General features: G+C 69.5%; 30 protein-coding genes and 1 pseudogene. 14 read left to right on the plus strand and 17 right to left on the minus strand.

Annotated elements, in window-relative coordinates:
* Positions 1-61: 61 nt before the first annotated feature.
* Positions 62-2221, plus strand: a complete 2160-nt coding sequence (locus V9G19_RS22085; protein ID WP_462287532.1) for a putative transposase — start codon at positions 62-64, stop codon at positions 2219-2221.
* A gap of 10 nt (positions 2222-2231) precedes the next feature.
* On the opposite strand, the gene V9G19_RS22090 is transcribed toward V9G19_RS22085, so the two are convergent.
* From V9G19_RS22090 to V9G19_RS22105, 4 genes and pseudogenes are all read right to left on the minus strand, one after another.
* Positions 2232-4238: a lipase family alpha/beta hydrolase gene (locus V9G19_RS22090; protein ID WP_462287533.1), complete on the minus strand. Its 2007-nt coding sequence runs from the start codon at positions 4236-4238 to the stop codon at positions 2232-2234.
* Positions 4238-4633 (minus strand): hypothetical protein, encoded by a 396-nt coding sequence (locus tag V9G19_RS22095; RefSeq protein WP_462287630.1) that lies wholly within the window; start codon positions 4631-4633, stop codon positions 4238-4240. The genes V9G19_RS22090 and V9G19_RS22095 overlap by 1 nt, the downstream gene beginning before the upstream one ends.
* A 186-nt stretch (positions 4634-4819) precedes the next feature.
* Positions 4820-4885, minus strand: a pseudogene (locus tag V9G19_RS22100) (zinc-ribbon domain-containing protein); the annotation flags it as partial.
* A gap of 78 nt (positions 4886-4963) precedes the next feature.
* A complete protein-coding gene (locus V9G19_RS22105; protein ID WP_462287534.1) occupies positions 4964-5485 on the minus strand; it encodes a hypothetical protein in 522 nt (173 codons plus the stop codon).
* A gap of 65 nt (positions 5486-5550) precedes the next feature.
* Here V9G19_RS22105 and V9G19_RS22110 point away from each other — a divergent pair, with 65 nt between their 5' ends.
* Positions 5551-6603, plus strand: coding sequence for a ketopantoate reductase family protein (locus V9G19_RS22110; RefSeq protein ID WP_462287535.1), 1053 nt, complete (start codon positions 5551-5553; stop codon positions 6601-6603).
* A 73-nt stretch (positions 6604-6676) separates the two neighbouring features.
* Here V9G19_RS22110 and V9G19_RS22115 read toward each other — a convergent pair whose 3' ends face one another.
* The 4 genes from V9G19_RS22115 to V9G19_RS22130 all read right to left on the minus strand — a co-directional run bounded on the left by V9G19_RS22115 (position 6677) and on the right by V9G19_RS22130 (position 10909).
* On the minus strand, positions 6677-7654 hold the full coding sequence (locus V9G19_RS22115) for a transketolase family protein (RefSeq protein ID WP_462287536.1): 978 nt from the start codon (positions 7652-7654) through the stop codon (positions 6677-6679).
* Positions 7654-8340 carry a transketolase gene (locus V9G19_RS22120; protein WP_462287537.1) on the minus strand — a complete coding sequence of 229 codons (687 nt, stop codon included), beginning with the start codon at positions 8338-8340 and terminating at the stop codon, positions 7654-7656. The genes V9G19_RS22115 and V9G19_RS22120 overlap by 1 nt, the downstream gene beginning before the upstream one ends.
* A 58-nt stretch (positions 8341-8398) precedes the next feature.
* A complete protein-coding gene (locus V9G19_RS22125) occupies positions 8399-9448 on the minus strand; it encodes an FAD-dependent monooxygenase (RefSeq protein ID WP_462287538.1) in 1050 nt (349 codons plus the stop codon).
* A gap of 234 nt (positions 9449-9682) precedes the next feature.
* Positions 9683-10909 carry an MFS transporter gene (locus V9G19_RS22130; RefSeq protein ID WP_462287539.1) on the minus strand — a complete coding sequence of 409 codons (1227 nt, stop codon included), beginning with the start codon at positions 10907-10909 and terminating at the stop codon, positions 9683-9685.
* 77 nt (positions 10910-10986) lie between these two features.
* On the opposite strand from V9G19_RS22130, the gene nthA reads away from it, so the two are divergent.
* The 3 genes from nthA to V9G19_RS22145 are packed head-to-tail and all read left to right on the plus strand — an operon-like array spanning position 10987 to position 12646.
* Positions 10987-11676 (plus strand): nitrile hydratase subunit alpha, encoded by a 690-nt coding sequence (gene nthA / locus V9G19_RS22135; protein WP_462287540.1) that lies wholly within the window; start codon positions 10987-10989, stop codon positions 11674-11676.
* A complete protein-coding gene (nthB, locus tag V9G19_RS22140) occupies positions 11673-12314 on the plus strand; it encodes a nitrile hydratase subunit beta (RefSeq protein WP_462287541.1) in 642 nt (213 codons plus the stop codon). Before nthA ends, nthB begins: the two co-directional genes overlap by 4 nt.
* A complete protein-coding gene (locus tag V9G19_RS22145) occupies positions 12311-12646 on the plus strand; it encodes a nitrile hydratase accessory protein (protein ID WP_462287542.1) in 336 nt (111 codons plus the stop codon). Before nthB ends, V9G19_RS22145 begins: the two co-directional genes overlap by 4 nt.
* Before the next feature lie 128 nt (positions 12647-12774).
* On the opposite strand, the gene V9G19_RS22150 is transcribed toward V9G19_RS22145, so the two are convergent.
* Both V9G19_RS22150 and V9G19_RS22155 read right to left on the minus strand, forming a co-directional pair.
* A complete protein-coding gene (locus V9G19_RS22150; protein ID WP_462287543.1) occupies positions 12775-13428 on the minus strand; it encodes a response regulator in 654 nt (217 codons plus the stop codon).
* Positions 13416-14540 carry a sensor histidine kinase gene (locus V9G19_RS22155; RefSeq protein ID WP_462287624.1) on the minus strand — a complete coding sequence of 375 codons (1125 nt, stop codon included), beginning with the start codon at positions 14538-14540 and terminating at the stop codon, positions 13416-13418. Before V9G19_RS22155 ends, V9G19_RS22150 begins: the two co-directional genes overlap by 13 nt.
* Before the next feature lie 220 nt (positions 14541-14760).
* Between V9G19_RS22155 and V9G19_RS22160 the strand changes: the two genes are divergently transcribed.
* Complete coding sequence (locus V9G19_RS22160; protein WP_462287544.1) at positions 14761-15414, plus strand: hypothetical protein; 654 nt, start codon at positions 14761-14763, stop codon at positions 15412-15414.
* Positions 15415-15608: 194 nt separating this feature from the next.
* On the opposite strand, the gene V9G19_RS22165 is transcribed toward V9G19_RS22160, so the two are convergent.
* The 5 genes from V9G19_RS22165 to V9G19_RS22185 are packed head-to-tail and all read right to left on the minus strand — an operon-like array spanning position 15609 to position 20226.
* Positions 15609-16301 carry an ABC transporter ATP-binding protein gene (locus V9G19_RS22165; protein ID WP_462287545.1) on the minus strand — a complete coding sequence of 231 codons (693 nt, stop codon included), beginning with the start codon at positions 16299-16301 and terminating at the stop codon, positions 15609-15611.
* The gene (locus V9G19_RS22170) at positions 16294-17055 is read right to left on the minus strand and encodes an ABC transporter ATP-binding protein (RefSeq protein WP_462287546.1); all 762 of its coding nucleotides are present in this window, start codon (positions 17053-17055) and stop codon (positions 16294-16296) included. The genes V9G19_RS22165 and V9G19_RS22170 overlap by 8 nt, the downstream gene beginning before the upstream one ends.
* Complete coding sequence (locus V9G19_RS22175) at positions 17052-18110, minus strand: branched-chain amino acid ABC transporter permease (protein WP_462287547.1); 1059 nt, start codon at positions 18108-18110, stop codon at positions 17052-17054. The genes V9G19_RS22170 and V9G19_RS22175 overlap by 4 nt, the downstream gene beginning before the upstream one ends.
* A 2-nt stretch (positions 18111-18112) precedes the next feature.
* On the minus strand, positions 18113-18997 hold the full coding sequence (locus V9G19_RS22180; RefSeq protein WP_462287548.1) for a branched-chain amino acid ABC transporter permease: 885 nt from the start codon (positions 18995-18997) through the stop codon (positions 18113-18115).
* Positions 18994-20226 (minus strand): amino acid ABC transporter substrate-binding protein, encoded by a 1233-nt coding sequence (locus tag V9G19_RS22185; RefSeq protein ID WP_462287625.1) that lies wholly within the window; start codon positions 20224-20226, stop codon positions 18994-18996. Before V9G19_RS22185 ends, V9G19_RS22180 begins: the two co-directional genes overlap by 4 nt.
* Before the next feature lie 220 nt (positions 20227-20446).
* On the opposite strand from V9G19_RS22185, the gene V9G19_RS22190 reads away from it, so the two are divergent.
* The 7 genes from V9G19_RS22190 to V9G19_RS22220 all read left to right on the plus strand — a co-directional run bounded on the left by V9G19_RS22190 (position 20447) and on the right by V9G19_RS22220 (position 24067).
* Positions 20447-20602, plus strand: a complete 156-nt coding sequence (locus V9G19_RS22190; protein ID WP_462287549.1) for a hypothetical protein — start codon at positions 20447-20449, stop codon at positions 20600-20602.
* Positions 20603-20638: 36 nt separating this feature from the next.
* Positions 20639-21205 carry a radical SAM protein gene (locus V9G19_RS22195; protein WP_462287626.1) on the plus strand — a complete coding sequence of 189 codons (567 nt, stop codon included), beginning with the start codon at positions 20639-20641 and terminating at the stop codon, positions 21203-21205.
* Positions 21206-21451: 246 nt separating this feature from the next.
* Complete coding sequence (locus V9G19_RS22200) at positions 21452-22615, plus strand: hypothetical protein (RefSeq protein ID WP_462287550.1); 1164 nt, start codon at positions 21452-21454, stop codon at positions 22613-22615.
* Positions 22616-22763: 148 nt separating this feature from the next.
* Positions 22764-23012: a hypothetical protein gene (locus tag V9G19_RS22205; RefSeq protein ID WP_462287551.1), complete on the plus strand. Its 249-nt coding sequence runs from the start codon at positions 22764-22766 to the stop codon at positions 23010-23012.
* A gap of 138 nt (positions 23013-23150) precedes the next feature.
* Positions 23151-23666 carry a hypothetical protein gene (locus V9G19_RS22210; protein WP_462287552.1) on the plus strand — a complete coding sequence of 172 codons (516 nt, stop codon included), beginning with the start codon at positions 23151-23153 and terminating at the stop codon, positions 23664-23666.
* The gene (locus V9G19_RS22215; protein ID WP_462287553.1) at positions 23663-23887 is read left to right on the plus strand and encodes a hypothetical protein; all 225 of its coding nucleotides are present in this window, start codon (positions 23663-23665) and stop codon (positions 23885-23887) included. Before V9G19_RS22210 ends, V9G19_RS22215 begins: the two co-directional genes overlap by 4 nt.
* 9 nt (positions 23888-23896) lie before the next feature.
* Positions 23897-24067, plus strand: a complete 171-nt coding sequence (locus V9G19_RS22220) for a hypothetical protein (RefSeq protein ID WP_462287554.1) — start codon at positions 23897-23899, stop codon at positions 24065-24067.
* Between the two features lie 96 nt (positions 24068-24163).
* Here V9G19_RS22220 and V9G19_RS22225 read toward each other — a convergent pair whose 3' ends face one another.
* On the minus strand, positions 24164-24829 hold the full coding sequence (locus V9G19_RS22225; protein ID WP_462287555.1) for a winged helix-turn-helix transcriptional regulator: 666 nt from the start codon (positions 24827-24829) through the stop codon (positions 24164-24166).
* A gap of 91 nt (positions 24830-24920) precedes the next feature.
* On the opposite strand from V9G19_RS22225, the gene V9G19_RS22230 reads away from it, so the two are divergent.
* Positions 24921-25466, plus strand: a complete 546-nt coding sequence (locus V9G19_RS22230) for a dihydrofolate reductase family protein (RefSeq protein ID WP_462287556.1) — start codon at positions 24921-24923, stop codon at positions 25464-25466.
* Between the two features lie 65 nt (positions 25467-25531).
* Here V9G19_RS22230 and V9G19_RS22235 read toward each other — a convergent pair whose 3' ends face one another.
* Positions 25532-26032 (minus strand): response regulator transcription factor, encoded by a 501-nt coding sequence (locus tag V9G19_RS22235; RefSeq protein ID WP_462287557.1) that lies wholly within the window; start codon positions 26030-26032, stop codon positions 25532-25534.
* Positions 26033-26097 lie beyond the last annotated feature (65 nt).

Consider the following 26097-nt stretch of genomic DNA (forward strand, 5'->3'; position numbering starts at 1 on the left):
AGGGCGTTTTCCGTGTCTCGTCTTATCGGAAATCAGATAAGATGTGCGGTAGGGTGTGGGGGTGGATCAAGGGGCGTTGGCGGGGATGCCGCAGCCGGGTGGGTTGTGCGTGCAGGAGTGCGACGGCGTTGTTCTGGTGACCTGTGGGCGGGTGTTGTTGTACCGGTATGACGCCGGGGATACCGGGATGCGGAATCTGGCGATCGTGGCGTTGACCGACGCCGGCCGCCGGGTTGATGAGGTCGCCGGGGTGTTCGGGTTGACCGCGACGTATGTCTCGATCCTGCGGGGGCGGGCCCGGAAGGAGGGCTCGGCGGGGTTGGTGCGCCGGCGTGGGCGGCCGCCGAAGTTGACGCCGCGGCAGGTGGCTTCGGCGCGGGCGTGGGCCGGTGGCGGCGAGAGTCAGCAGGTGATCGCGGACCGGTTGGGGGTGGCCCAGTCGGTGATCAGTGAGGTCCTGGCCCGCGGCGGCCCGCTGCCGGTCCAGCCGACGCTGCCCGAACCGGAGCCCGAGCCCGAACCCGAACCGGAGCCCGAACCGGAGCCGGAGGCCGGGGCCGGGGCCGGGCCTGTTGGGTTCGGTGGTCCGGTTGCGCAGTCGGCTGCTGCGGGGGCGGGTGGGAGCGGGCCGGTGGGGGCGGTGGCCGGTGGTGGGGGCAGCGCGCGGGTGCGGGCGGGCGGGTTCGGGTGTCGGTATGCCGGGGCGATGTTGTTGCATGCCTATCTGGATCGGGTTGGCGCGGAGGCGGTTTTCGCGACCCTGGCTGGTGGCCCGGCCCGCCGGTATGACGATCTGGGCATCTTGACCTGCGCGAGCGTGGGGTTCGCGCTGGGGATGGACACCATCGAGGGGGCCAAGCACCTGCGCCGCGGTGAGGCCGGACCGGCGGTGGGGTTGAGCGTGATCCCGCAGGTGGCGACGTTGCGGGCCCGGTTGGCCGCGCTGGCGGACGGCTCGGACCCGCTGGCGGTGCAGCGGGCGTTCGCCGCCCGGATGCTGGCCGCCGACCCGGCCGGGGAGCTGGTGTACTTCGTCGATGACCACTTCGTGCCCTACGCCGGGGCCCGGCCGGTGGCCAAGGGCTGGAACACCAAACGCCGCCACGCCCAACCCGGCCGCGACGACACCCTGCTGGTCGATGCCCGCGGCCGGGCCGTGGTGTTCGGCTCCGGTGAACCATCCGGGCTCAGCGTCACCTTGCCCGGGGTGTTGGCCCAGCTCCGTGCGGTGATCGGCCCGGACGCGCCGGTGCTGCTCGGGTTCGACCGGGGCGGGTCCTACCCGGGCGTCTTCACCGCCTGCCGCGAGGCGGGCGCGGACTGGGTCACCTACCGACGCGCCCCACTGCTCGTGACCACCGTGACGCCACGGCGGTCCGCGACGGTGCGCGACGGGCAACGGATCACCATGCTGCTGGCCGACGAGACCGTGCACATCACCGGATACGGCCCGGCTCGGCAGTTGACCCTGGTCGAGCACGACCAGCCGGTGCTGCAGGTCCTGACCAGCGAGACCCACGCCACCGGCGCGGACCTGCTCTGCTGGCTACGTTCGCGGTGGCGGATCGAGAACATGTTCAAATACGCCGCCGAACACAACGGCATCGACGCGCTGGCCGACTACCGGATGGACATCGGCCCGGACCCGCGGATGCTGCCCAACCCGGCGCGGGCCGCGGCCCGCGCCCGGGTCACCACCGCCCAGGCGGAACTGGCCGCAGCCGAACGCGCCCTGCCCCAACTCTTGGGCGATCCCGAGACCAGCCTGACGCAGAAGAACGCCCAGCTGCCCGCCGCCCAGCACCGGATCCACCAGGCTCAAGACGCGCTCGACCAGGCCCAAACCGCGCTGAAGCCGATCCCGGCCAAGATCGCCGCGACCGCGCTGGACCCGCACGCCAAACGCGCCTACCCCCGCCTGGCCCGTCGCGGCCTGCAAATGGTGCTCCGGCTACTCGCGTTCAACGCCGAAGCCTGGCTGGCCGACCACCTCAACGCCTACCTGAACGACGACAACGAATACCGGGCCATCACCCGCCACCTGCTCCACCACAGCGGCCAGATCCACTACACCACCACCAGCATCACCGTCACCCTCGACCGGCCCGACACCCCCCGCATCGCCCGCGCCCTGACCCTACTCACCGAGGAACTCAACACCACCCCCGCACACATCCCCGGCGACCACCGACCCATCACCTACCAGGTCAAACCCACCTGAATCTCAACAGTCAACACACCCCTACTTGAGGAGGTCTGAGACTTTCGCCGAGGTAGAGGTCGACGTTGCCGGCGCCGAGGTCGGCGCCGAGCACCACCATTTGTTCGCAACCGGTCTCGATCGGTGGCTTGACGACGCGCAGGCCGTTGCGCTGCAGGAACGCTTCCAACTCGAAGCCGGCTGCCTCGGTTTGCGGATAGGGCGGCAGAGCGTCGGCGGTGGACCCGTCGAGTTCTCGGACATTCGAGGCAACCAGCCGGCTGCCCTGCAGGCGCAAGGTTGCGGCCAGGTCGGGACCGGGGCCGGAGCCGGCGACCTGAGTCGACCAGGACAGCTCGATCGCGCCTGCCTTGATGATCATGCCGGTGACTTGGACGTGATACGTGCCGGAGCGGACCTGGGCGGGATCGAATTCGGCCAGCCGGATCAGGCGGCGGTTGCGTTTGCCGTAGGCGATGACATTCTGGTCGGCGCCGCCGGCGCCCGAAGTGGCGGAGATGACGGCGGCAGCGTCACCGCGTCCGTCGCCGGTCAGGTCACCCAGCGCGGGAGCCGCGCCGCCGGCTCGCTCCAAGGCCACAAAACCCCCTCCTGCCACGGGGAGTTCGCCGTCGACCAGGTCGCCTGCCGGATTGCCGCGCAGCGCAGGAACCGGGGCGGTGAGCAGATCCGCGCGCGAGACGTAGCGATCGCCGATGTCGTCCGCGACAACGCCGGCCACCTCGTTGGCGAGTTCCTGGGCACGCATCAGCGAGGTGTGAAAACACGGGCCGGACGCCGAGCCGACCGGGTCGCCAGCGACCTCGCCCTTACCGACGACCTGCATCAGCAGGCCGATCTGGTCGCTCTCGCCGCGGACGGGGTTGAGTTGGTAGCGGCAGGCGATGTCGCGTTTCTCTCTGCCGCCGGAGAAGGCCGAACCGGACGTCACGATGACGTCCCCGACCGGGACATCCGTGGTGTCCCAGGGCAGCGCGAACCAGCCGAGTTTGGGCACCGCGTAATTCGTCTCGCCGGCGAGGGCGCTCACCGGGATCGCCTCGGGCACGCGTGCCAGGGCGGCCAACTCTTTGGACTTATAGCGCAGCGCCCGACCGGCATCCCCCTGGAAGGCGCCGACTACGGGTGCCACGCCGCAGACGGTCCCGGCCAGGTCCGCGCTGGTCGCCGAACCGCAGGCGGACAACAGCAGCCGGATGACCGCCCCCACCTGCCCTGGGACGGCGTCGACCACATCGGCGACGAGCATCGCCGAGACCGAGCCGGTGTTGGGTGTGCCGAGCATGACGATCCGGCTGATCTGGCCCGAGCGGTCCTTCGCGCCGCCAGGGCCGGGGGCGGCCGCGGCATACCGCGCGATCAGGCCACCCATCGAGTGCCCGACGAGGACGACCTTCTCCCCCGATGCCTTGGCCAGACAGTCCACGACCTTGGCCAGCCCGGGCCCGAGGTGCTTGTCGGTCACCCAGCGGCCCGAATAGGGGTGATAGTCATAGGTGAACACCGCGGCGCCGGGGATGTCCTGCAGTTGGCCAACTAACGTGAGCTTGCCATCCGCTTGACTGAACGCGTTGGGCGAGAGGTTGATCGGCCCGGAGAATGCGCCCCGCGTGGCGTCGGTGCCGTCGCTATCGGGGTGGGTGGCCCGGCTGACCCAGCCGTGGACGAGGATCACCGGCACCCACTTGTCCCGGGCGTCCGGCCGGCTGCTGATGCCTCGCCCGGTGGAGAAGCGTTCGCTCGCCTGCACCGGCGCACGCGCGACGACGACCTTCTCCAAACCTAATCTCTTGGAATCGCATTTCCAAGACTCCGGACCGGAGACGGCCGCCGCGGAGACCGGGGCAAGGGCCCCGGCCACGACCACTGCGGCGACCAGTGCGGCGATCACGACAACGGTGGCGGTGAGCGCGCGGCCAAGGCGGCCGGCGGCGGCGAGCGCGTGGGCACCGGCCAACTCGTGGGTGTGCGCCGGCACGCGGGCGGGGCCGGGCGGCAGCCGAGATGACCGGCGCATCACGAGGTGACCGCGAGTGTGGCGAGGACCTTCCAGCCGGCCTTTTCGTGGACCATGACGGCCAGGTAGCTTCGCGGGGACTTGCCGGGATAGGTGACGTCAACGGCCATCGTCCCGCCGACCCCGGTGCCGTCCGGCGCCCAGGTGGCATCCAGCGGTTTGACGGTCGTGCCGTCGGGGATGGCCTTGCGGACGTCGGGAACCTGTTTGCGGGCATCCGTCGCGAGCACCGCGGCGGGATCCCTTTCCAGCACTTTGAGCGCCGTGGCCACATCGCTCGCGTCGGTGCGTTCCTTCTCCTTCGCCGCGGCGGCCAAGCGCTGCCCCGCGGAGTTCGCGTCATCGCGGCTCAGCACCAGATAGGTGCCGCCGAAGCCGGCGGCCAGCGCGGCCACGCCCGCTACCGCTACGAGCACCGCGCGGCGAGGCCGCCCAGAACGCCGGGGTTCACCGGGGATCGGCGCGGCCGGAGCGAGCGGCTGCGAGGGTGGAACGATCACTGGCGGGGGCGCGGGTGTCGCTTCGGCTCGCGGTCGGCGTTGGGTGCGTTCCTGCGCTGGTTCGGCCTCGGCGGTGATGCGTGTGCCGCAGCGCGAGCAGTAGGCCGCGCCGGAAACGACCGGCAGGCCACAGCGCGGACAGATCACCCAGCACAGTCAACTCCTCCGAGGAGGACTTGACGAGACCCTCATTCGAGGGACAGCGACGCGGGGTCCACGTCAGCTCTAGGTGGCGCCCAACCGCCGGACGGTCAGCTCGCCCGGGTCGAGGCCACCGAGGTCGGAACGGGCGACTTCGAAGGCGTCGACGGTGTAAGGCGCCCAGACGCAGTTCACTTTCTCGTCCCTCGTCACAGCAAAGGTCAGCGTCCGCTTGGCCCGGTCGAATTCGAGATGGCTGGACGCCTGGCAGTTGGGATAACCGCCCAGGACAAGGATATTCGCCTCGAGGTCGGTCGCGGCGATCGTCGTTTGGTCAATGGTTGAGGCCGTGCGCAGCCGGTCTCGGGCGGACTGGTCGGCGATGAGCACGACGTCGGCCGGGGGCGCGAGCTGCTGCAGGTCGGCAAGCTCCGCTCCCTGGCCCTGGCCCCAGGTGTGGACGCGCTGGCCCACCGTTCGGGGAGCGTCCGGGGTTGCGGGAGCGCCCGAGCAACCGGCAAGCCCGACGGCCAGGCAGACCGCGCTGGCCACCGCCCAGGCGGCGACTGCCGCGGGGGCGTTCCCTCGGCACCGGAAGGACCTCACTCTCGTGAGGCTAACGCCCGATCCTCTAGCGTGGGCGGCAAGAGGAGGGCAAGAGGAGGTCGCCGATGCGTTTTCTCGTGGTGGGCGCCGGCGCGATCGGCGCCTACGTCGGCGGATGCCTGGCCGCGGCAGGTCATCCGGTCGCGTTCCTGGCGCGGCGGCATACGGCCGACGTGATCGCCACCGAGGGATTGGTCATCGAGCGGGGTGAGCGCTCGCTGCATGTGCAGAATGTCGCCGTGTTCACCGATGCCGGGGAGGCGCTGCGGACTCAAGGCACCGACGTGGTGATCTGCGCGCTGAAGTCCTTCGACACCGAGTCGGCACTTGCCGACCTGGTCTCCACGGGCGAGCCGCTGCCGCCCGTGCTGTCGCTGCAGAACGGCGTCGACAACGAGCCGCTGATCGGCTCACGGATCGGGCCCGACCGGGTGATCGCTGGGACCGTCACCACCGCGGTGAGCGTGCGCCGAGCCGGCCGGGTCGTCGAGGAGCGGCATCGCGGCGTCGGAATCGCGCTCGGCCATCCCCTCGCCCGCGAGATCGCGGCCGCCTTGGACGAGGCTGGCTTGTCGGTGCAGACGTTCTCCGCTGCCGGGCCGATGAAATGGTCGAAGCTGCTGGGCAATCTGGCTGGCAACGCCACCTCGGCAATCACCGACCTCTCGGTCGGCGAGGTGTATGCCGATCCCGGCCTGTTCCGCGTCGAACTCGCCCAGCTGCGCGAGTGCCTCGCGGTCATGGGCGCGCTCAGGCATGACCCGGTCGATCTGCCGGGCCTGCCCATGCGGGCGCTCGCGCGGGCCGCGCGGGATCTGCCGGTCGAGCAGGCCCAGCCGCTGCTGCTCCAGGCGCTCGCCTCCGGCCGCGGGGCCAAAATGCCGAGCCTGCACATCGACCTGCACTCGGGCCGCGGCCGCACCGAGGTTGGTTATCTGCATGGCGCCGTGGCGCGGCATGCGGCGCTGGCCGGCGTCCCCACGCCGGTGTGCACGGTGTTGGCTCAGACCCTGGAGGCGCTCAGTGCCGGCACGGCGGACATCGAACGCTTCCGCCGCCAGCCCGCGCAACTCGTCTCGCTCATGCCCCCCGGTTCGCTGCCCCCGCACCAGCCCTGACGGCCCTGCCTCAGAGGGTCCCGACGGTGCTGCGTCCGAACCGGTCTCGGCGCGGCCCGGTCAGGCGACCCGGTCAGGCGGCCGGGCTGCCAAGCGCGGCGCTGCCGGCGGCGCGTGCGAAGCGCTCGATCGCTGCCCGGATGCCGCTTGCGTCCAGCCCGTGGTGGGCCACGTGCTCGGCGGGGGTGCCGTAGCGGTGGATCTCGGCGCGGCCGACGCCGAGGCAAAGCAGCCGGTGGGGCCGGTCGATCAACGCCTCGGCGATGTGCCGTGCACTCGTCCCGGCGGCCCACGGCTCGACCAGGACGACATCGACACTGCCGCTGCCACCTCCACTTCCGCCTCCGCTTCGACTGCCACTGCCAGTTCCGCTGCCGCTGTCGGGCAACGCCGCCCGCAGGCCGTCGGCGTCGAAGGGAACGACCTGAGTGGCATACAGCACCGTCGCGTCGGTGTCCTCGGCCGCGGCCAGCGCGGCGTCGAGCAGATGCCCGAAGACGACGAGCACCGGCCCGACGCCACGGCGCACGAGATGGAACCCGCCGGGCGGGAAGGATTGCGAGTTGACCAGCGAATCAGCGAGCCGGACATAGTGCAGCCCGTCGGCGGCGGCCGCAACCCGGAGCACGGCCTCCACTTCCGCGTCGGTCGAGGGCGCGTGGATGGTCACATCGAGGGTGTCCATCAGCGCCACGTCGCCCGGCGACTGGTGGGTACGACCGGCAACGGCGGCGTCGAAGGAACCCCCGGTGCCCACGAGCACGCCGCCGACACCCTGGTGACCGAAGTCGAGCTTGATCTGCTCGAAGGCGCGCTCGACAAGGAAGGCGGAGAAGGTGTGCGCCATCGGCCGCATCCCGGTCAGCGCCATCCCCGCGGCGGCCGAGACAAGCAACTGCTCGCGGATGCCGACATTGACGACCCGCTCCGGGTGGCGGGCCACGGCCTCGCCGAAGAACTGGCCGCCGATCTCGGCCCAGACGAGCGCGAGATCCGCACGCTCGTCCAGCAGAGCGGTCACGGACTGGCCAAAAGCACGTCGTGGGCTCATCAGAACTTCTCCTCGACTCGGGCAACGACCGCCGTCGGGAAGCCGGGCTCTCGGTGCTTCAGCGCGACAGCAAGAGCGTGGTGGTCCCGGCCATCGACCTCCGCGACGTGCCAGCCGTCGGCGGCGAATCGGCGCGCGATGCGGCCGGGAACGGCATACGAACTGGAGCGGTTGTCGATGACGACGACGGTCAGGGCCTCAAGGCCGAGAGCGGGAGCGATCTCGCGGGCCTCGGCATTCGATCCCTCGTCCAGTTCGGCGTCACCGACGAGGACGACGACGCGCGATGCGATCCCTTGGGCGCGCATTCCCAAGGCGACGCCGACGCCGAGCGGTAGGCCGTGGCCGAGCGAGCCGGAGCCGATCTCCACGCCGGGCACGCGGACGCGGTCGGGGTGGGTGCCGAGCGGGCTCTCCCAGGAGGCCCAGTCGACGAGCCATTGCTCGGGGATGTAGCCCTGCTCGCACAGCACCGCGTAGTAGGCCATCGGTCCGTGGCCCTTGGACAAGAGGAACCGGTCGCGAGTGGGATCATCGACGCGAGCGAGCGAAATATCGAGCACTCGCTCATACAGGACGCGGATGACGTCAAGAGTGGATGTCGCTGCGGCCGAGTGCTTCTCGTCCCCCGTCATCAGGGACAGGAGCCGGTGCAGCTCGTCGGCGCGGGTCGTGGTTTGTGTCATGCCGGCTACTCTGATACTTCAAGCTGACTTGAAGTCAAGTGGCGAAATCGACTCGGTGTCACTCCTCTCGGGAGCGGTGGCGCGAACCGAATACCGTGCTAATCATCCGGTCCCGATGGCGGTGGCCGCGGTCGAGAAGCGCGAGTCGCATGACACCGCCGGAGATGACCCGGGCGGCCTGAGTGAATGGGAGGCGGCGGGCCTGCCACAGACGCAGCCGCAGGGTAGCTCCGAGACGATCCCCGTGCAGGGAATCGGCCAGCGTGATCGCGTCGATGATCGCATCGCAGGCTCCACGCGCGAGGTTGGGCGTCATCGCATGCGCTGCATCGCCGATCACAAGGTAGCGATCCCGCACGAAGCGCGGCAGGGCCGGCGCCGTCCAGATCCGGGTCGCGCTCGTGTCCGGCCCGGCTGCCGCCAGCGTCGACATCACCACCGGTGCCGCATCGGCAAAGGCCACCCGCGCCTCCTCCAGAACCGTTGCCGCAGAGAGTGGCTCGGGACCCAGCAGGCTGCGGTGCGAGGTGAACCAATAGGTGAGTCCGGTGCGCACGGGCACGATGCCGAAGAGCAGACCGGGTCCCCAATACTCCCCGACCACGTCGGGCGGCACGTCGTGCGCCAACAGGCCGCGCAGCGCGACAAAGGGGGTCTCGATGCGTTCAGCAGCAGGCGGATGGACCAGGCCGCGCACGAGCGAGCGGACGCCGTCGGCTCCGACGACGAGATCCGCATCCAATCGCGTGGGATCGGTGATTTCCGCGTGGACGATCCGGGCAGAAGCCGGCGCGACCGCGCGCAGCGCGTCCATCAGGGCTGGCCGCGGCACCATCAGCGGGGCAACCTGCCCACCGGCCAGCCGTTCGCCGGTGATTGTCCACAGCGCACCGTCGCGAGGGCGGCTGCCGGCGCCCTCCACCGCGCCCCGCGCGCCGATGCGGGCAAGGCCGCGCAGCGCTGCCGGCCACAAGCCGAGCGCGCCGCCCACCGTGACTCGCTCGGGCTGTGCTTCGTGGACGACGACCTCGAACCGGCTCGGGTCGAGGGCGGCCGCCAAGGTCAGACCGGCAATCCCGCCCCCTACGATCGCGATCCGCTGCAGCACCCGATTCAGCGTAGTCCGCCCCCAACGCATCGAACGCTGGCGACGCGACCGGTCGCACGTTCTCCGAAGGTGCTACGTCACTGCTTCCATAACGGAAGCAGTGACGTAGCTTCGGGGTGGCCATGCCTCGCTCGACCGTGTCAGAACCACAACACGGCCAGGACATCGCTCAGGGCTGCCGAGCCACCCGTAGCGTCCGGCCCCGCGCAGCACCGGGCGGCGACGCGCCCCACGTCACTGGCTCGGCGCGTGCCGCAGCGTTCGCGCCAGCAGCACGAAGGCAGCGAGTTGGGTAGCCGCCACTACGGTCACGAGCGCGGGAAGGGAGCGTTCATACAGCCATCCGGCGACCAGCCCACCGCCGATGGCGAAGGTGCCCGGGATTCCCGCGAACACACCGTAGGCCGTCGCCCGCCGTGGCGCGTCGACCAACTCGGCCACCACCGCCTTGACGGTGGAGTCTTGCACGCCGGCGGCGAGCGCCCAGAGCGCGATCCCCGACATGACGAACGTGAGCCGGCCGGCAAAGGCGAGCGCCGGCACGGCGGCGACAAAGACCGGGACGAGCACGAGCAGCCGAGCGCCCAGCCGGTCGTATGCCGCTCCCACGCCGAGTGCCGCGACCGCCTCGATCAACATCGCACCGGCGTAGACGACCGGCACCGCCTGCGTCGTCAGCAACTCGCGCGCGACGAGGTGGTAGCCGATCAGGCCGAAGGTGACCAGGCCGCCGGCCGTCAGGCTGGCGGCCACGGCATACGCGATGAAGTCTCGAGGCAAGCCGGCGCCCAGCGCATCCCCCAACCGTGCTCGAAACCCTTGCCGGACAACCTGGTTTGTTCCCGAGGACGCGCTCGGATCGAGGACGGCCGGATCCGGCACGGCACCGCGGATAACGACAAGCAACGCCATGGCGAGCGCCCCCGGAAGCGCGAGCACCGCCATCCCGTTCCACAGCGACCCGGATGACGCGATCACCGCCGCGACCGTCATCGGGCCGGCGAAGGCCCCGAGTTGATCGAGGGCCTTGTGGACTCCGAAGCCCCGTCCACGGCCGACGGCGGCCGCCGCGTGAGCGAGGAGCGCCGATTTGCTCGGGCTGCGGATCGCCTTGCCGAGCCGCTCGAGGAGGATGAGCGTCGCGGCAACGGCGAGGCCGGCGGCGCCGAGGCGCGGCGCGAGCGCCAGCAGCGGGACGCTGACTGCGGTCAGGCCATAGCCAAGGATCGTCCACGACCAGTAGGCGCCGGTGCGGTCGGCGAGGGGTCCGAAGACGAGGCGCAGCACCAGCGCCATCGCCTCCCCGGCTCCGCTGACAAGACCCACGGCGGTCGCGCTCGCGCCCAGGGCGGCCAACAGCGGGCCATAGACCGAACGCGCGCCCTCATAGACCATGTCCGCGGCGAGCGAGACGACACCGAACCCGACAACCACGCGCCACGGTGTCCAACGGGGTGGCATGCCTCATCATCACCCGCGCCGCGCGCGCGACCCGCATGCGGGCGACACCCTGCCCCCGGGCATGGCATCGTGTCGTCATGGCCGACGACCACACCGACGACCACACCCACCGTCACCTCGAAGCCAGCGAGCTCGGCGAGATGGACGCCCGGGTGCGGGCGCTGGAGACCCTCCTCGTCGAGCGCGGGCTCATCGATCCGGACGCCTTGGACAAGATCGTAGAGACCTACGAGCACGAGGTCGGCCCCCATCGCGGAGCACAAGTCGTGGCCCGCTCGTGGACCGATCCCGAGTTCCGCGCCTGGCTGTTGCGCGACGCCAGCGCGGCCGTGGCGGCGATGGGGTATGCCGGGCGGCAGGGTGAGCACCTGACTGCCCTCGAGAACACTCCCGAGCGGCACAACCTCGTCGTCTGCACGCTGTGCTCCTGCTATCCGTGGCCGATCCTCGGCCTGCCGCCGGTCTGGTACAAATCGCCGGCCTACCGCGCCAAGGCGGTCCGCGACCCCCGTGGGGTGCTCGCGGACTTCGGCGTCGAACTTCCCGCCACGACATCGATCCGCGTCTGGGACTCGACATCGGAGCAGCGCTATCTCGTGGTCCCGATGCGGCCGGAGGGAACCGACGGGTGGACGGTGGCGGAACTCGCCGGCGTGGTGACCCGAGATTCGATGGTGGGCACCGGTCTCGCGAGCAACCCTGGTGCACAGGCGAATCCGCGCGTCGATGACCGACCCGCAGCGGGCGCGCGCGGAGGTAGCGGATGAACGGCGTCCATGACCTCGGCGGGATGCACGGCTTCGGCCCGGTCGTGCCGGAGCCGGATGAGCCGGTTTTCCATGCCCCCTGGGAGAGGCGAGTCCTGGCCGTGACCCTCGCGGTCGGTGCGCTGGGAGCCTGGAACATCGACCAGTCGCGATTCTCGCGCGAATCGCTGCCCCCGTCGCTCTACCTGGCGAGCAGCTACTACCGCATTTGGCTCGAGGCGCTGGAACGGACCCTTCCCCCCAGCGGTCTGCTCGACGGCACGCGGGACGGTTCGGCCACACCCTGGCCGCAGCTGAACCACATCCTCACCCACGGCACGTCGTATGACCGCACGCCCGAAGCACCCGCGCGGTTCGCCGCTGGCGAGCAGGTGCGGACGCGCATCATGCACCCGGCCGGGCATACGCGCCTGCCTCGCTTCGCCCGCGGACACATCGGGACGATTCTGCTGGTCCACGGCGCTCAGGTCTTCCCCGACCGCAACGCCGTGCCCCTGGGCCAGCGTCCGGATCCCCGTCCCGAGTGGCTCTATGCGGTGGAATTCGCCGGGACCGAGTTGTGGGGGCCGGACAGCGACCCGACGGTGACGGTGTGCGTGGACGCGTGGGAGCCCTACCTGGAGCCGGTGGCCGCGTGACGCCAACCCCGCCGACGCCAACCCCGCCGAGGCAGCCGGACCACGGCCTCGATGAGCCCTGGCAGGCACAGCTTTTCGCGATGACCGTCGCCTTGCAAGACGGCGGCGTGATCGCCGCGGATGAGTGGGCCCTCGCCCTCGGTGCCCGGATCGCCGCCAGCGAAGCGCCGGACGGCTCCGACTATTGGGACTGTTGGGCAGCCGCACTCACCGATCTCCTCGCGGCCAAGGGGCTGGTCGGGCAGGCGGATCTCAGCGCCACCACGGCAGCCTGGCACGACGCCGCGGCGCACACACCCCACGGCCAGCCGATCGTGCTGCCCGGCCGGTGACCGCACCCCGGTTCGGCCGCCGTCGCCACGCCGATGCCGCTCAGCCCGACCGCCGCGTCACGCTGTCGAGCCCGTCACGCTGTCGAGCCGTCACGCTGTCGAACCGTCACGCTGTCGAGCCGTCACGCTCAGTCGAGCCCGTCGCGATCGAGGCGGTCCTCGCGCACCCGGTCGGCGAGGTCGAGTTTGGTGTAGGTCGGGCGGCCGGCCTCGGCATACTTGCGCTTGACCCGCTCGAGATATTCGCGCGCCGTCCCATAGGCCACACCGGCCCGCCGGGCGGCCGCCGCCAGCGTCGCGCCGGAGGCGTATGCCGTCAGCACCGCCCGCTCCTGCGGCGAGAGTTGCGGCCGGTTGGGCCGGGCATCCCGGCTGAGCAGGAAGGCGAGCTCAGGAGTGACGGCCGATCCCCCGGCGGCGACATCCCGGATGGCGTCGAGCAGGACCGGCAGGTCCTTGTCCTTGGTGATATAGCCGGCCGCGCCTGCCTCAATGGTTGCCAGTACGGCGTCGGCATCAGGGATCGTCGAGACGACCAACACCCTGCTCCCGGTTTCAAGAATCCGCCGCACGTTGGCCGCCGGATCGGAGCCGTCGCGAAGGTTGAGATCGAGCAGCACCACGTCGGGGGACCCATGCTCCTCCACGAGCTCGGTCAGCGCGTCCAGGTTGCCGGCCGAAAAGATCAGCGCGACATCGTCGATCGGCTCGATCCACATCTCCAGGCCGCTGAGCAGCATCCGGTCGTCGTCGATCGCGGCGACGGTGATCACGCCGGCCATCGCAACTCCACCGTCGTGCCCTGCCCGGGCTCGCTGTCGATGCTGGCGCTGCCGCCGACGTCGGCCATCCGCGCCCGCAGCGAATGGTCGATGCCGCGTCCCGCGCGGCGTGCCGCGGGATCGAAGCCGGCGCCCTGGTCGGTGATGGTCACGGTCACTCCTTCCCCCTGCGGCGCGCCGACGATGGTCACCCAGGCCTCGCGGCGGCCGCTGTGCTTGACGACATTGGTTAGTGCTTCGTAGATGCTGTCGGTGAGCGCCCGCTTCACCTCGTGCGGCAGCTCATCGGGGACATCGGAAATGTGTTGGTGGACACGCAGACCGGTCACGGCCTGCTCGCGGGTCATGCGCGAAAGCTCGCCGACGAGGTGCATGCCGGCGCCGGACGCCGACGTCGCGATCAGCCCGCGCAGGTAGTCGGCGTCCGCGGACAGCCGTTGCGACACCGCCGGGTCCATGGTGTCGAGGCTCCCGCGCGAGAGGGCGCTGAGCGTGGACAGCACGGTGTCGTGCAGCAGCCGATATTGCCGCGACCGCTCCTCCTCCCGCGCTTCGCCGCGGCGCACCTGCGCGCTTGTGGTGTCGTATGCCGCTCGCGAGCGCGCCAACTCGACGAACGTCCGGCCGAGCCAGCCGCCGACGACCGGCACCGCGACCAGCGTGGCGACATTGCTCGCCGCGCTCGTCAGCACGCTCGCCCCGAGCGCCAGCGTGCTCGTGACGCCGAGCAGGTAGGCAACGGCAAGTCCGGCCGCGACGAAAGCCGTTCGTGCAAAATCCATTTCAAGAGCCAGAAGCAACGCGAGACCGATGCTCACCGCCAACGTCGGGTGGCTGTATCCGGTGCCATAACCCGCCTCGGTCTGCAGGCCGCCCAAGGCGAGGAAGGCGACGCCCGCGATCGCTGGAGCGAACGCCAACTGCCCCAGCGGCCGACCGCGCAGCGAGAACAGCGCGGTCCCGATGGCCGTCAGCGTCGCCAGCCCGTATGCCGCCACAGCCGCCGGAAGCCAGCGCACCCCGCTCACCGGCGCCGTCAGCATGGCCAACGGCCAGGACACGGCCTGAACGACAATCAGGACGAGGACCGCCAGCCCCAACCGTCGCTCCATGGACACCCGCCCAGCATGCCCGACCGGAGCGCCGCGGCACAGCGGTGTCCGCGCTCGGCGGCGTCGGCAGTTCTGCCGACAGCAGGGTGACCGACAGCAGCCCGGCCGACAGCAGGACTGCCGACGTGCGCCGACCCAGTCGCGTCCACCAGGATGCTGCCAAAGCAAACGGCGAGGAGGACATCCTCCGGGCCGGTCCCCATACCAGCAGGAGACAACGATGAACCCGCCCACTCGCACGACCCGCACACCAGCGATCGGCCGGGCCGCCGTGGCGATCGCTGCCGCGGCCGCGCTCGCCGGCGGCCTGACCGCCTGCGGCAACGCCCAGGTGCCGGTCAAGGCATCCACCACGGCGAGCACGCCGTCCGGACAAGGCACGTCCTCCACGACTGCCCCGAGCACCGGGACCACGTCGACCACACCACCGACCACCTCCTCACCCGTGTCCGCCTTGCCCTCGACCACATTCCAGTCGGGGACCGGCGAGTCCGAGTCCCGGACCGTCGACGGCAAGGAAATCGCCGGCCTGCCCAAGGGCTTCCCCTTCCCCGAGGACGCCAAGGTCGACCTCGTTGTCGCCGGCTCGATGGTGCAGCTGACCGCCCCGGACGCAAAGCCAATGGCGGCCTTCTATCGGGCCGCGTTGCCCAAGGCCGGCCTGCCCATCGATTTCGACAGCGGCGGCGACTCCCCGGTGCTGCTCTTCGAAAACGACGACTGGCAGGGACAGGTCTCGGTCAACTCCGACAGCGGCGCGCTGATCACCTGGGGCCCGCCGTTGGAGGACACCGCCTCCACCTCGACCGGCACCACCAGCGGCGCCGCGGGCCCCGGACAGGACGCGGCCACGATGACGCTCAGCGCTCCCTGAGCCTCGTGGCCGCTCCTTCCGGGCTGTGACCATGGGCTCATGGACACACCCGATGTCAACTCCGCGGCGCGACAGGTCGGGGACTCGCGGCCGTTGAGGTCGGTGCCCGGCTCGGGTATGCCGCCTCGGGTCTGGTCCACGTGCTCCTCGGTGGATCGCGGTGCGCGTCGCCTGGGGAGGGTGTGAGCTTCGGGCTACATAATCCCCAGGTAGCTCTGCTGGATCCGGCTGTCGGCCAACAGCTCGGCGGCGTCACCGGACATCACGACCCGGCCGGTCTCCAGCACATAGGCGCGCTGCGCCGCGGAGAGGGCGGCGTCGACGTCCTGCTCGACGAGCAGCACCGCGGTGCCGGACTCGGCGATCTGCGGGAGCCGGTCGATGATCTCTTCGACGACGACGGGGGCCAGGCCGAGGGAGAGTTCGTCGATCATGATCAGATCCGGCCGGCTCATCAGGCCGCGGGCGATGGCGGCCATCTGCTGCTCACCCCCGGACATCGTCCCGCAGACCTGCTCGATCCGTTCCCCGAGGCGGGGGAACAGCTCGGTCACCCGATCCAGGTCGGTGTTGTTGTTGCGCCAGCCGCCCAGCCGCAAATTGTCCCGGACAGTCAGTCCGGGGAACAGTCGCCTGCCCTCGGGAACATGGGCCAGGCCGAGATCGACGATCTGCTCGATCGACTTGCCGCGCAGGTCGGTCCCGTTGAACGTCATGATCTCCGCCGAGGATGCGACCATCCCCGATAGTGCTCGCAGGAGAGTCGTCTTGCCGGCGCCGTTGGGCCCGACCAGCGAGACGATCTCGCCTGCCTCCACCCGCAGGTCGATATCCCACAGCACCTGGACGCGGCCATAGCTGGCCCGCAGGCCGCGAACCTCAAGCATCGCGCTTCCCCTGTCGCTCGGCATACTTCGTGCCGAGATAGGCCTCGATGACGCGGGGGTCGGCGAGCACCTCGTTGGGCGGACCGGTCATGAGCAACCGGCCCTCCTTGAGGACCATCACCTGATCACTCACCGCCACAATGGCTTTCATCACGTGCTCGACGACGACGATGGTCAGGCCCTCGTCACGCAGCCGCTGGATGAGTGCCAGCGCCGGCTCGATTTCGGCGGGCCGCAACCCGGCCATGACCTCATCGAGCATGAGTAGCCGCGGTCGCAGCGCGAGCGCCTTGGCGAACTCCAGCCGCCGCGCGTCGGCAACCGACAATTCCCCGGGGGCGCGGTCCGCCGCCTCCCGCAGGTGGACCTGCCCGAGGACCTCGTCGGCGGCGGCGAGCGCGGGCGCCATCCGCCCGACACCCTCTGGGCCATACATGATCCCGACAGCGACGTTCTCGCGCACCGTCATTCCGCGGAACGGCTTGACGATCTGGAAGGTGCGCGCGACACGAGCGTTGGCGATCGTCCACGGCTTGGCGCCGGTCATGTCGGTGCCGTCGATCAGCACCTGGCCGCTCGTCGGGCGCAGGTGTCCGGTGACGAGGTTGATGAACGTGCTCTTGCCGGACCCGTTGGGCCCGATAACGCCGAGCACCTGTCCCTCGGGCACCGTCATCGAGACGTCGTTGACGGCGACCAGACCGCCGAAGCGGATGGTCAGGCCCTTGGTCTCCAGCACCGGTGCCGCGGTCACAGCCGGTACCTCCGCACATTCGACAGCAACGAGTATTGCCCGCTCGTTCGCGCCTCGCGGACATAGTTGGCCAACCCCTGAGGCAGCAGGATGACGGCGAGGATGATGATCGCGCCAAGCAGCATCGTGTGGACGTTGGAGTAATTCTGCCGCAACCATTCCGACAGGAACTGCAGTGCCACGGCGCCGATGAGTGGGCCGATGACCGTGCCGCTGCCGCCGATGACGACCATGACGACCATCAGCACCGTGATGCCGACGTCGAACAGCCGCTCGGGATAGATCGTCACCTGTTGGAAGGCGTATGCCGATCCGACCAGCCCCGCGACAAAGCCGGACAGCGCGAACGCGGCCACCTTGGTCCGGGTCGTGTTAATGCCGACGGCGGCCGCCGCATCCTCGTCCTGGTGGATGGCCCGCAGCGCATACCCGAACTTGCTGCGCGAGACGACCTGGGAGATGGCCAGCGCGAGAGCGGCGAGCATCAGGAAGAGGACATAGAAGCCGTCGTTGCCGAGGTATGCCGTCGGCGCGTCCTTGCCGACCGTTGGCAGCGTGATCCCGCCGCCCCCGCCGGTGAGGTCGGGCAGGTTGATGATGATCTCCCGGGTGCCCTCGGCCATCCCGAGCGTCGCGATCGCGAAGTAGTGCCCGCGCAACCGCAACAGCGGCAAGCCGACGAGCGCGCCCCAGGCGGCGGCGGCAAGTCCGCTGAGCACCAGGCAGATCCAGAAGCTCACGCCGTAGTGCGTCATCAGCACCGCGGTGACATACCCGCCGAGGCCAAAGAAGACCACCTGCCCAAACGAGGCGTAGCCAGCGAACCCGCCGATGAGATTCCACGACTGCGCCAACGCCACGAACATGAATACCGTTGTGACGGTGCGTGCTTGACCGGAGTAGAGCTGGGTCTGCAGGGCGAACCCAGCGAAGAGCAGCACGGCTCCGAAGGCCCACGGCAGCGCCGATCGCCATCGCGGCGTTGCGGTGGCCGGTGTCTCGGTGGCCGGGGTGGCGTCGGTCTCGTTCTGGGCGGACCGGGTCAGGTCGGCCATCCTCAGACCTCCAACCGGGCCGAATAGAACGCCCGGCCGACCAAACCCGCGGGCCGGAACATCAGCACGAGGATGAGGACGAGGAAGGCGAGCGCGTTGACCCAGGTTCCGGGGAGGTAATACCCGCCGAGCGCCTGGACCAGCCCGATGAGCAGACCGCCGGCAAGAGCGCCATACATATTGCCCAAGCCGCCGAGAACGGCAATCACGAACGACAACAACGTGAATCGGCCCGCCGCCGCGGGGTTGAACGTGTCGATCATCCCGATCATCGTGCCGGCGATGCCGGCCAGGGCGGCGGCGATCCCGAAGGTCAAGGCATAGACGTGGCGTGCCCGGATCCCCATCAGCCGCGCTGCGCCGCGGTCCATGCCGGTCGCCATGATCGCCAGGCCGATCCGGGTGCGGTTCATGACGAAGACAAGGGCCACCGTGATCGCGATGGCGAGCAGGCACGCGAAGAGGCGACCCAACGGGACCTGGACGGACCCAATCGAGATGCTGTTACCGGCATACGAGGTCGCGATGGCCTGGTAGTTGGCGGAGAACGCGAGGTTCATCCCTTGCACGAGAAGCAATTCCAAGCCAAAGGTCAGCAACAAGGTGATGAAGATCGGGCCGTTGACGACCAGGTTGATCAGGAAGCGCTGGACCAGATAGCCGAAGCAGAACAGCGCGACAGCAGCGCCGATCATGCCGATGAACGGGTCGAGCCCGAGGTGGTCTTTCAGCAGCAGGCTGACGTAGGCCCCGAGGATGACGAACGCCCCGTGGGAGAGGTTGACGACATTCATCACGCCCCACACCAGGGAGAAGCCCACCGCGACCAGCGCGAGGACACCTCCCTGGAGCAGACCATAGACGATTGCCTGGAGCAGACCCGTCATGAACTCGTTCCTGGCCAGACCAGCTCACCCTCGGCGGTGTCCTTCGGCCAGACGGTCACCGGCTTGCCGCCCTGGATCTGCATGACGACCATCGGCTTGGTGAGGTTCTTGCCCGTCGGGTCGAACTTGATCTGGCCGAAGAAGGTCTGCACGTCGAGCCCGGCCAGCGCGTCGCGGACCTTGTCGGGTTCGACCGATCCCGCCTTCTCGATCGCCAGGACGTAGGTGAGGCAGGCGGCGCTGGCTTCGGCGTTGTGGTAGCCCGCGGTGTGGCCGAACGCCTTTTGGATGTCGGCGTCATAGGTCGCGGAGTCGCCGAAGTAGTCATCGGAACCCTTGACGGCCTTGGTCCACTGGCTGGAGCCGAGCACACCCTCGGCCTGCTTGCCGAGCGTCGTGACGAAGTCGGGGGTCGGCGGGGCGACCGTCTCGCCGATGCCGTCCACCTGGATGTTGAGTTCCTTGCTCTGCTTGACGATCGCGACCCCCTCGGCGAGGTGCACCGAGCCGATGATGACCTCGGGTTTGGCGCCCTTGACCTTGTTGAGTGCCGAGCTGACATCCGTTGCGCCATTGGGGAAGAGTTCGGGGCCGGTCACCGTCAGACCGAGGCCCTTGGCGGCCTTGACGCCCCCGTCGGCGGCCGTCTTGGAGAAGCCGTCATCGGCCGAGACGAAGGCGTAGCTCTTCGGCGCGGGTGTGGCCAACTCGTTGATCGCCTTGACGATCGAGGCGGCATACTCCGACGCCGGTGACAGCACGGCGAAGGTGCGAGTGTAGCCCTTGTCAAAGATCTTGTCGTCGGCGCCGGAGGAGTCGACCATGACCTGACCATTGCGTTCGATCACGGCGGCTTGGGCCTCGGTGTTGGCCGAGCCATAGGAGCCGAGGACGAGCTTCATCCCCTTGTCGTTGAACTGGTCGACCAGTTGGGCCGCGGTGTCCGGCAACGAGGTGTCGTCCTGGTAGTCCAGGGCGAGTTTGAGGCTCTTGTCGCCGACCTTGACCCCGCCCTTGGCGTTGACCTTGTCAACACACAGTTTGTAGCCCTCCTGCGTCAGGGTCCCCTCGCGGGCCAGCTTGCCCGTCAGGGACACCGCCGCGCCGATGGTGAGCGTGTCCCCACTGGCGGCTGAATTCTCGGCCTCCCCCTTGGACCCGCAACCGGCCACGCCGGTCACGCCGAGCGCTCCGGCCGCGATCGTGCACATTGCCACGCGCGAATTCATCTTCACGTCAGTCACCTCGCTGTAACTTTGGTTCTCCCGAGGCTTGCGGGCACGGCCCGACCCGGCAAGCGCCCGGCGCCAGGCGCGCGCTAAGCGGTCGCTTAGCGCCGTGAGCGGCTCATTGCGTCCGCTGGGCTCGGCTAGGCGGTCGTGGCCCAGTTCACAACGGGCGGCACGCCCGCACCGCGCGGCGCGCAGCCCGTGACACCATGGCCCGGATGTGGCCCTCACCGCGGACGAGATGGGTCGTGCAGTCGCCGAAGCCGAGCGACGCGACCCTGCTCTTGGGGCGCTGTTCGCGCTCGGCTTCTATACCGGCCGATCCGTGACCTGGGCGACCCGTCACGGACTGATCTGGCGGACGACCTACCGGTGAGCAGCATCCGGCTCGACATCACCGGACGGGTGCAACCTGCGCTGCGTCTACTGCGAGGTCTCGGCGCCCGACTATTCCGGCCGCGATATGAGCGAGGAGCAACTCGAGGCTGCGCTCGCGCAGGTCGAACGGGCACCGGCGGGGACCGAGATCCACGTCAGTGGGCACGGCGAGACCACCTTCCACCCTCGCTGGCGGGAGGTATGCCGCCGGGTCCTCGAGCTGGGCCACCAGCCGTTGATTATCACCAACCTGGCCCGCGACCTCGCCGACGACGAGATCGATTTGCTCGCCCAGTTCCGCACGATCCAGGTCAGTCTCGACAGCGACGACGAGGCAATGATGCGGCGGATCCGACGCGCGGTCAGCCACAACTCGACCACGCGATCGATCCGGGACTTCTCGGCCGAGGAAACCGCGCGGGCGCGAGCGCTCTTCGGCCAAGCGCTCACCGTTCTCGATCGCGCGAACGCGACCTACGACCTCGCCGGCGGCCTGGTCGCGAGCGACGGGCGAGCGTTGGGTCAGCGGCGCCCGACCCGGCGCTTGCTGGGGAGCCGCGCCCGCGCGGGCGCCCGCCGGCTGCTGAACCGGTTGTCCTGACCCGGAGATCGGGGCCGGACTCGCCGCGGACCAGCTGCCCTGTCCACAGGTCAATTCGAGGGTTGCCAGTTATCCACAGCCGCGTGGGTCTCCGGTTCGCAGCAGCGGCGGTCTTGTGGTGCCCTGGATGACATGACACAGCGAGCACACCGCGCACCGAGGCGGGGCGAACCCAAGCGCACGGCGACCCGAGCACGAGGCGTTCCCCGACAGCGTCCGGGCACACTGGCGACGACCGCTGGCCAGGTGTCGTTCGACCTGACGGCGGCGCTGCACAGCGAGGTTCCGTTGACGGTGGCGGGATTGGCGTCGACGATGATCGAGGCGTTGCGTCTAGGTGGCGGTGCGCGCGATCGACAGACGGGACGACGGATAACCACCGTTCCCCAGCTCGCCGACAGCTTCATGGGCTCGCCCGCCCCCGAGGCAACCGCCCTGCTGCACGCGATTGCCGTGCTCACCACCGACGAGCCGCTGGCGCGGTTCATCTGCCACGAGCTGGCCGACCGCCACGACCCGCTCCCCGAGGACATCACGCGGCTCGGCGAACTCACGGCCAGCGCGGCCTATGTGCGCCAGTATGCCGACGGGATCGGCGAGGGCTTGGTCCTTGAGTTGACCGGTCCGGGGGTCACGCGAGCCTGCATCGCCGCGTTCGTCGACTACCGCTTCGGCTCGGCGGTCAAATTCGCCGCCGTGGTTGCGGCGTCCTTCGAGGAGTTCATCGCGCTGGACGCGCGCGCACCGGAGCCAGTCAACGACGGGACCAGCTTCGTGCCCATCGACCGGGCCGATGCCGCCGCCCGGCTGCGGGGGGCCATCACGCAGTATGACGCGCTGACCGACGTCATCCAGCCGGCCGAGCAGTGGCCCTGGCACCGGCCGCTCATCGAGCTGGTTCTGCGGTCCCTCCCCGCAGGCGGGCAGGGATATCCGGAACACGACCCGGCCTTCGACCCCGGCGCCGAGGAGCCCCTGGGCGCGGCGCTGGTCAGCGCGTTCCTCGGCAGCGAGTTCGGCGCCTCCGTGCCCGTCGACGCGGCCAGCGTCGAGGTTGTGGATGCCCTCGCCCTGCTCTCCTGCATGCGAGCCGAGCGCGGCGTCATTCGCTGGACGGCGCCGACCGTGCAGTGGCTGCTCACCGACGCCCTACCGCTCTATTTGCCCGCCGACGCCCCGCGATATGCCGACGCTCCCCACCTGTTGCGCGCCCTCATCGCCTACTGCCACGACCTCCTCGGCGTGGCGGAGACGGCGACGACAATGGCGTGCGCGGCCGTCGCCCGGTTCGAGGGCGACTACCTCCGGCTGCGTGACGACCTTGCCGTTGCCGCCCGCCGCCGGGACCTCGAGCAGGTCGTGGAGGAGGCGACGGGCAGCCGACGCGCAACCCGCGACGGTCCTCGTTGATCCGGTCACGACATCACCTGGACACTCGCAGAGATGACAACGCAACCGGATCGCGGGGACGTGCGTCAGAGAAACTGACCGAATGGCTCCACACGCGGGATCTATTGGTTAATGTGATGGCTGTCACAGTCAAGCAGGGGATGAGGACATGACTGCTGGGGAACTCAAGGGGCGCGAGGCCGTCGCAACCTGCACGCTCGCCGCGGCCCACCGCCGCGACCACCACCATGAGTCGGGATGCTGCGCACCGCACATCACCGAGGTCGTCCACCTGGGCGGCAAGGCCGCGATGGTCTGCCACGACTGCGGGACCGACTCCGGATTCCTAGAGCCGCGCGCCGCGGACGCCCTCGCGCGGGAGCACGTCGAGGGCACCCGCGCCGGCACCGCGGCCTGACCTCGGCTGGCCCGGCAACGTCCGGCGGTGAAAGCGCATCGGAGGGATACCGGCGAGTAGGTCCCGCGCGTGGCACAACGCCCAGCCGACGGCGGGCGTCCCGCAAGCCCGCACGCCACGTAATGATGTAATCACCGCATGACTGAAAGTGCCGCACAGGCCACCATCCGCACGTGGTTCATCGAGCGGGTGCCCGACGAGATCTACTCCGGCGAGCTGTCCGTCACCGTCGACGCCCAGGAGATCGTCGTCATCGGCGAGGTCCCCGCCGAGAGCGGCGACAGCAACGCCTCGCCCACCGAACGCATTGCCGCCCACCGGGAGCACTCGCGGGCCGGACGGATCGCCATTGCCCGCGACGCAGAGACCATCTTCGGGCGCAAGGTCTCCTGGGGTGCGCGCGCCGGCGACACGCACCGGCTCTACACCCACCTCGGCGTCCCGGTGATGACCCGGCTGCGGCAGCCGGAGCGGCTGCTCCTCGACACCCTCGTCGAGGGCGGAGTCGCGCGCTCACGCTCCGATGCGCTTGCCTGGTGCGTGCGTCTCGTCGGCGAGCGCGAGTCCGACTGGCTGGCCGAGCTGCATGACGCCCTGGCCGGCGTGCGGGATGCCCGCTCCAAGAACCCGCTCGATCGCGCGGACGCGTCATGACACCCAAGACGCTGCACATCCCGAGCCGGGATGGGCGCGACAAGATCTGCGCGGATCTCCATCTTCCGGCTGGCGAACCCATCGGGGTCGTCGTCACCATCGGCCCGCTCACCTCAGTGCGCACCCAAGCCTCCGGAGCGTATGCCGCCGCCGTCGCCGACCGCGGCTATGCCGGGGCGTCTGCTTTGGCGCGGGGCTCTCCCGAGCTGTCACCGAAGTAGCGCGGGCCGATGGCCACCGAGCACACCTGGCTGGACTCCCTGGGACAGATCGACTTCTACGACGATCCGGCGCTCATTGCAGCCGCCGCCGACGCGGCCGTTCGCCTGTTCGACAACCGCGGCCACCACCTTGCGGTAGCCGCACTCTCCGGGGGAATCCTCTTGAGCCGCGGTCGATGACCGTCTACGGTCGTGGCGCACGAGAAGGGAGGTGGTCCGCAACAGTGATGTGCAATCGGACGCGTGAGGTGGCTGCGCGCTAGCAGTTTTTGCGACTCAGGTCCGGAAGGTCCGGGCGAAGCGCGTCCACAGCCGGCGGGGGCCGTGAATGACGGCCAGCCCGGTGCGCAAGGCCTCGCTCGGGGAGACTTCGCCCGCCATGACTTCCTTGATCCGCGGGCCGGTGTGGATGACGAGGTCGGCGTGCGCGGCCGGACCTGTGCCGGCAATGACCTGCGCTGCCCGGACGGTTGCGTGGGTGACCAGGTCGCCGAGGTGGATCTCATAGGTGATGGGTGCGTCGTCCGCGCCGCTGGTGACCGGGTCGCTGACCGGGTCGGGACGAAAGGTCGTGCGCAGGGCCATCGCGAAGGACTCCGCGGTCACGATCTCGCCGGGTCTGGGTTCGCCGAGTCTCAGCGCCCCCCAACGGCCCAACGCGACGAGGGTCTCTTCCAAGGCGCGGCCGTCGCCGGTGAGGGCGTATGCCGTGCCTCGCGCCGGCGCGGGCAACACCACCCGCTCGACGACTCCCGCCGCCTCGAGGTGCTTAAGCCGGTTGGTCAGGACGTTGCTGGGGATCCGCGGCAATCCGTTCTGTAGTTCGCCGAACCGGCGCGGGCCACTGAGCAGGTCCCGGACGATCAGGAGAGCCCAGCGTTCGCCGACAACATCGAGCGCCCGGGCCAGGCCGCAGTACTGCCCGTAGTCGCGCTCACGCATGGTTACCAATTTAGCAACAAGACACCTATTGACAGTGTTAACTTGCTTATAGCAAGCTTACCGGACTAGAACAAGCATGAGGAGAAGTCGCATGCGCAAGGCCACTGCCCACCTGTTCAGCTCGGTCGACGGGGTCGTCGAGCGACCGGACACCTTCTTCCGGTTCGAGAGCATGGGACCCGAGGAGGCGGCGTTCATGGCCAAGGGCCTCGCGACGTGCACGGACGTGATCCTCGGACGCAAGATCTACCAGGAGTGGGCGGGCTACTGGCCAACCCAAAAGGACGACCCATTCGCGGCCTTCATCAACCCCGCCCCCAAGTATGTCGCCAGCCGGACCTTGACGGGCGACCTCGAGCGGGAGAACGCGACGCTCATCGACGGTGACCTGATCGAGTTCGTGCGCACCCTCAAGGAGGGCGAGGGCGGCGACATCAACGTCGACGGGATCACCGTCATCCGCGAACTCATCCTCGCCCGCCTCCTCGACACCCTCACGTTGACCGTTCACCCGGCGGCCGCCGGGAGCGGGCGCACCCTGTTCGAGAGCATCGATGGCCCGTTGCTCCTCGACCTCGTCGACAGCACCGTCACCAAGACGGGAAACGCCATCCTCACCTACCGCTTCAAGGACTGACCCACAGCCGCGCATCCCACGCCGACGTGTCCCGACGCCGCGCGGCGGCCGGACCACCGCAAAGGTCAGTGCGCGCGCGTTGAAAGCGTCTGTGCGAGATCGACATAACCGCCGTCAACGGCCGCGAGGGCAAGTTGGGTGCGGTTCCCGCACCCAAGGGCGACAAAGAGGCTCACCACTTCTCGTTTCACCGTCGCTGTCGAGATGTCCAGTCGCAGGCCGATCCGGGGATACGAGACGCCGGCGACGACCAACGCGAGGACCCGGTGTTGGCGTGCCGACAGCACTGGGCTGCCTTCGGCCGCAGCAACCAGGGCGGTGGGGAACGACACGACCTGACTCCGCACTCCCCGCAGCGCCGCCGGAAGCTGTGACTCCAGCGCCGTCGTCAAGACGGCGGCGTCGATGCTGCCTCCCGTCAGGCCTTCCATGACGCGGCGGCACATGGCCGGCTTGAGCGGATCGCAGACGACGATTCCCGGCTGACTAAACCAGCCCAGCTGGTCGGTGATGATGATGGCCGGGCCTCGGCCGCTCGACATCGGGACCCGCAGTCGCGACAGCACACGCTCACTGGCTGCACTGACTGTGCCGCTGCGGCAACGCAAGTGAACGGGCAGGTCGCGGTCCA

Source organism: Nostocoides sp., assembly GCF_037045025.1.
In the GTDB taxonomy this organism is placed as follows: Bacteria; Actinomycetota; Actinomycetes; order Actinomycetales; family Dermatophilaceae; genus Nostocoides_A.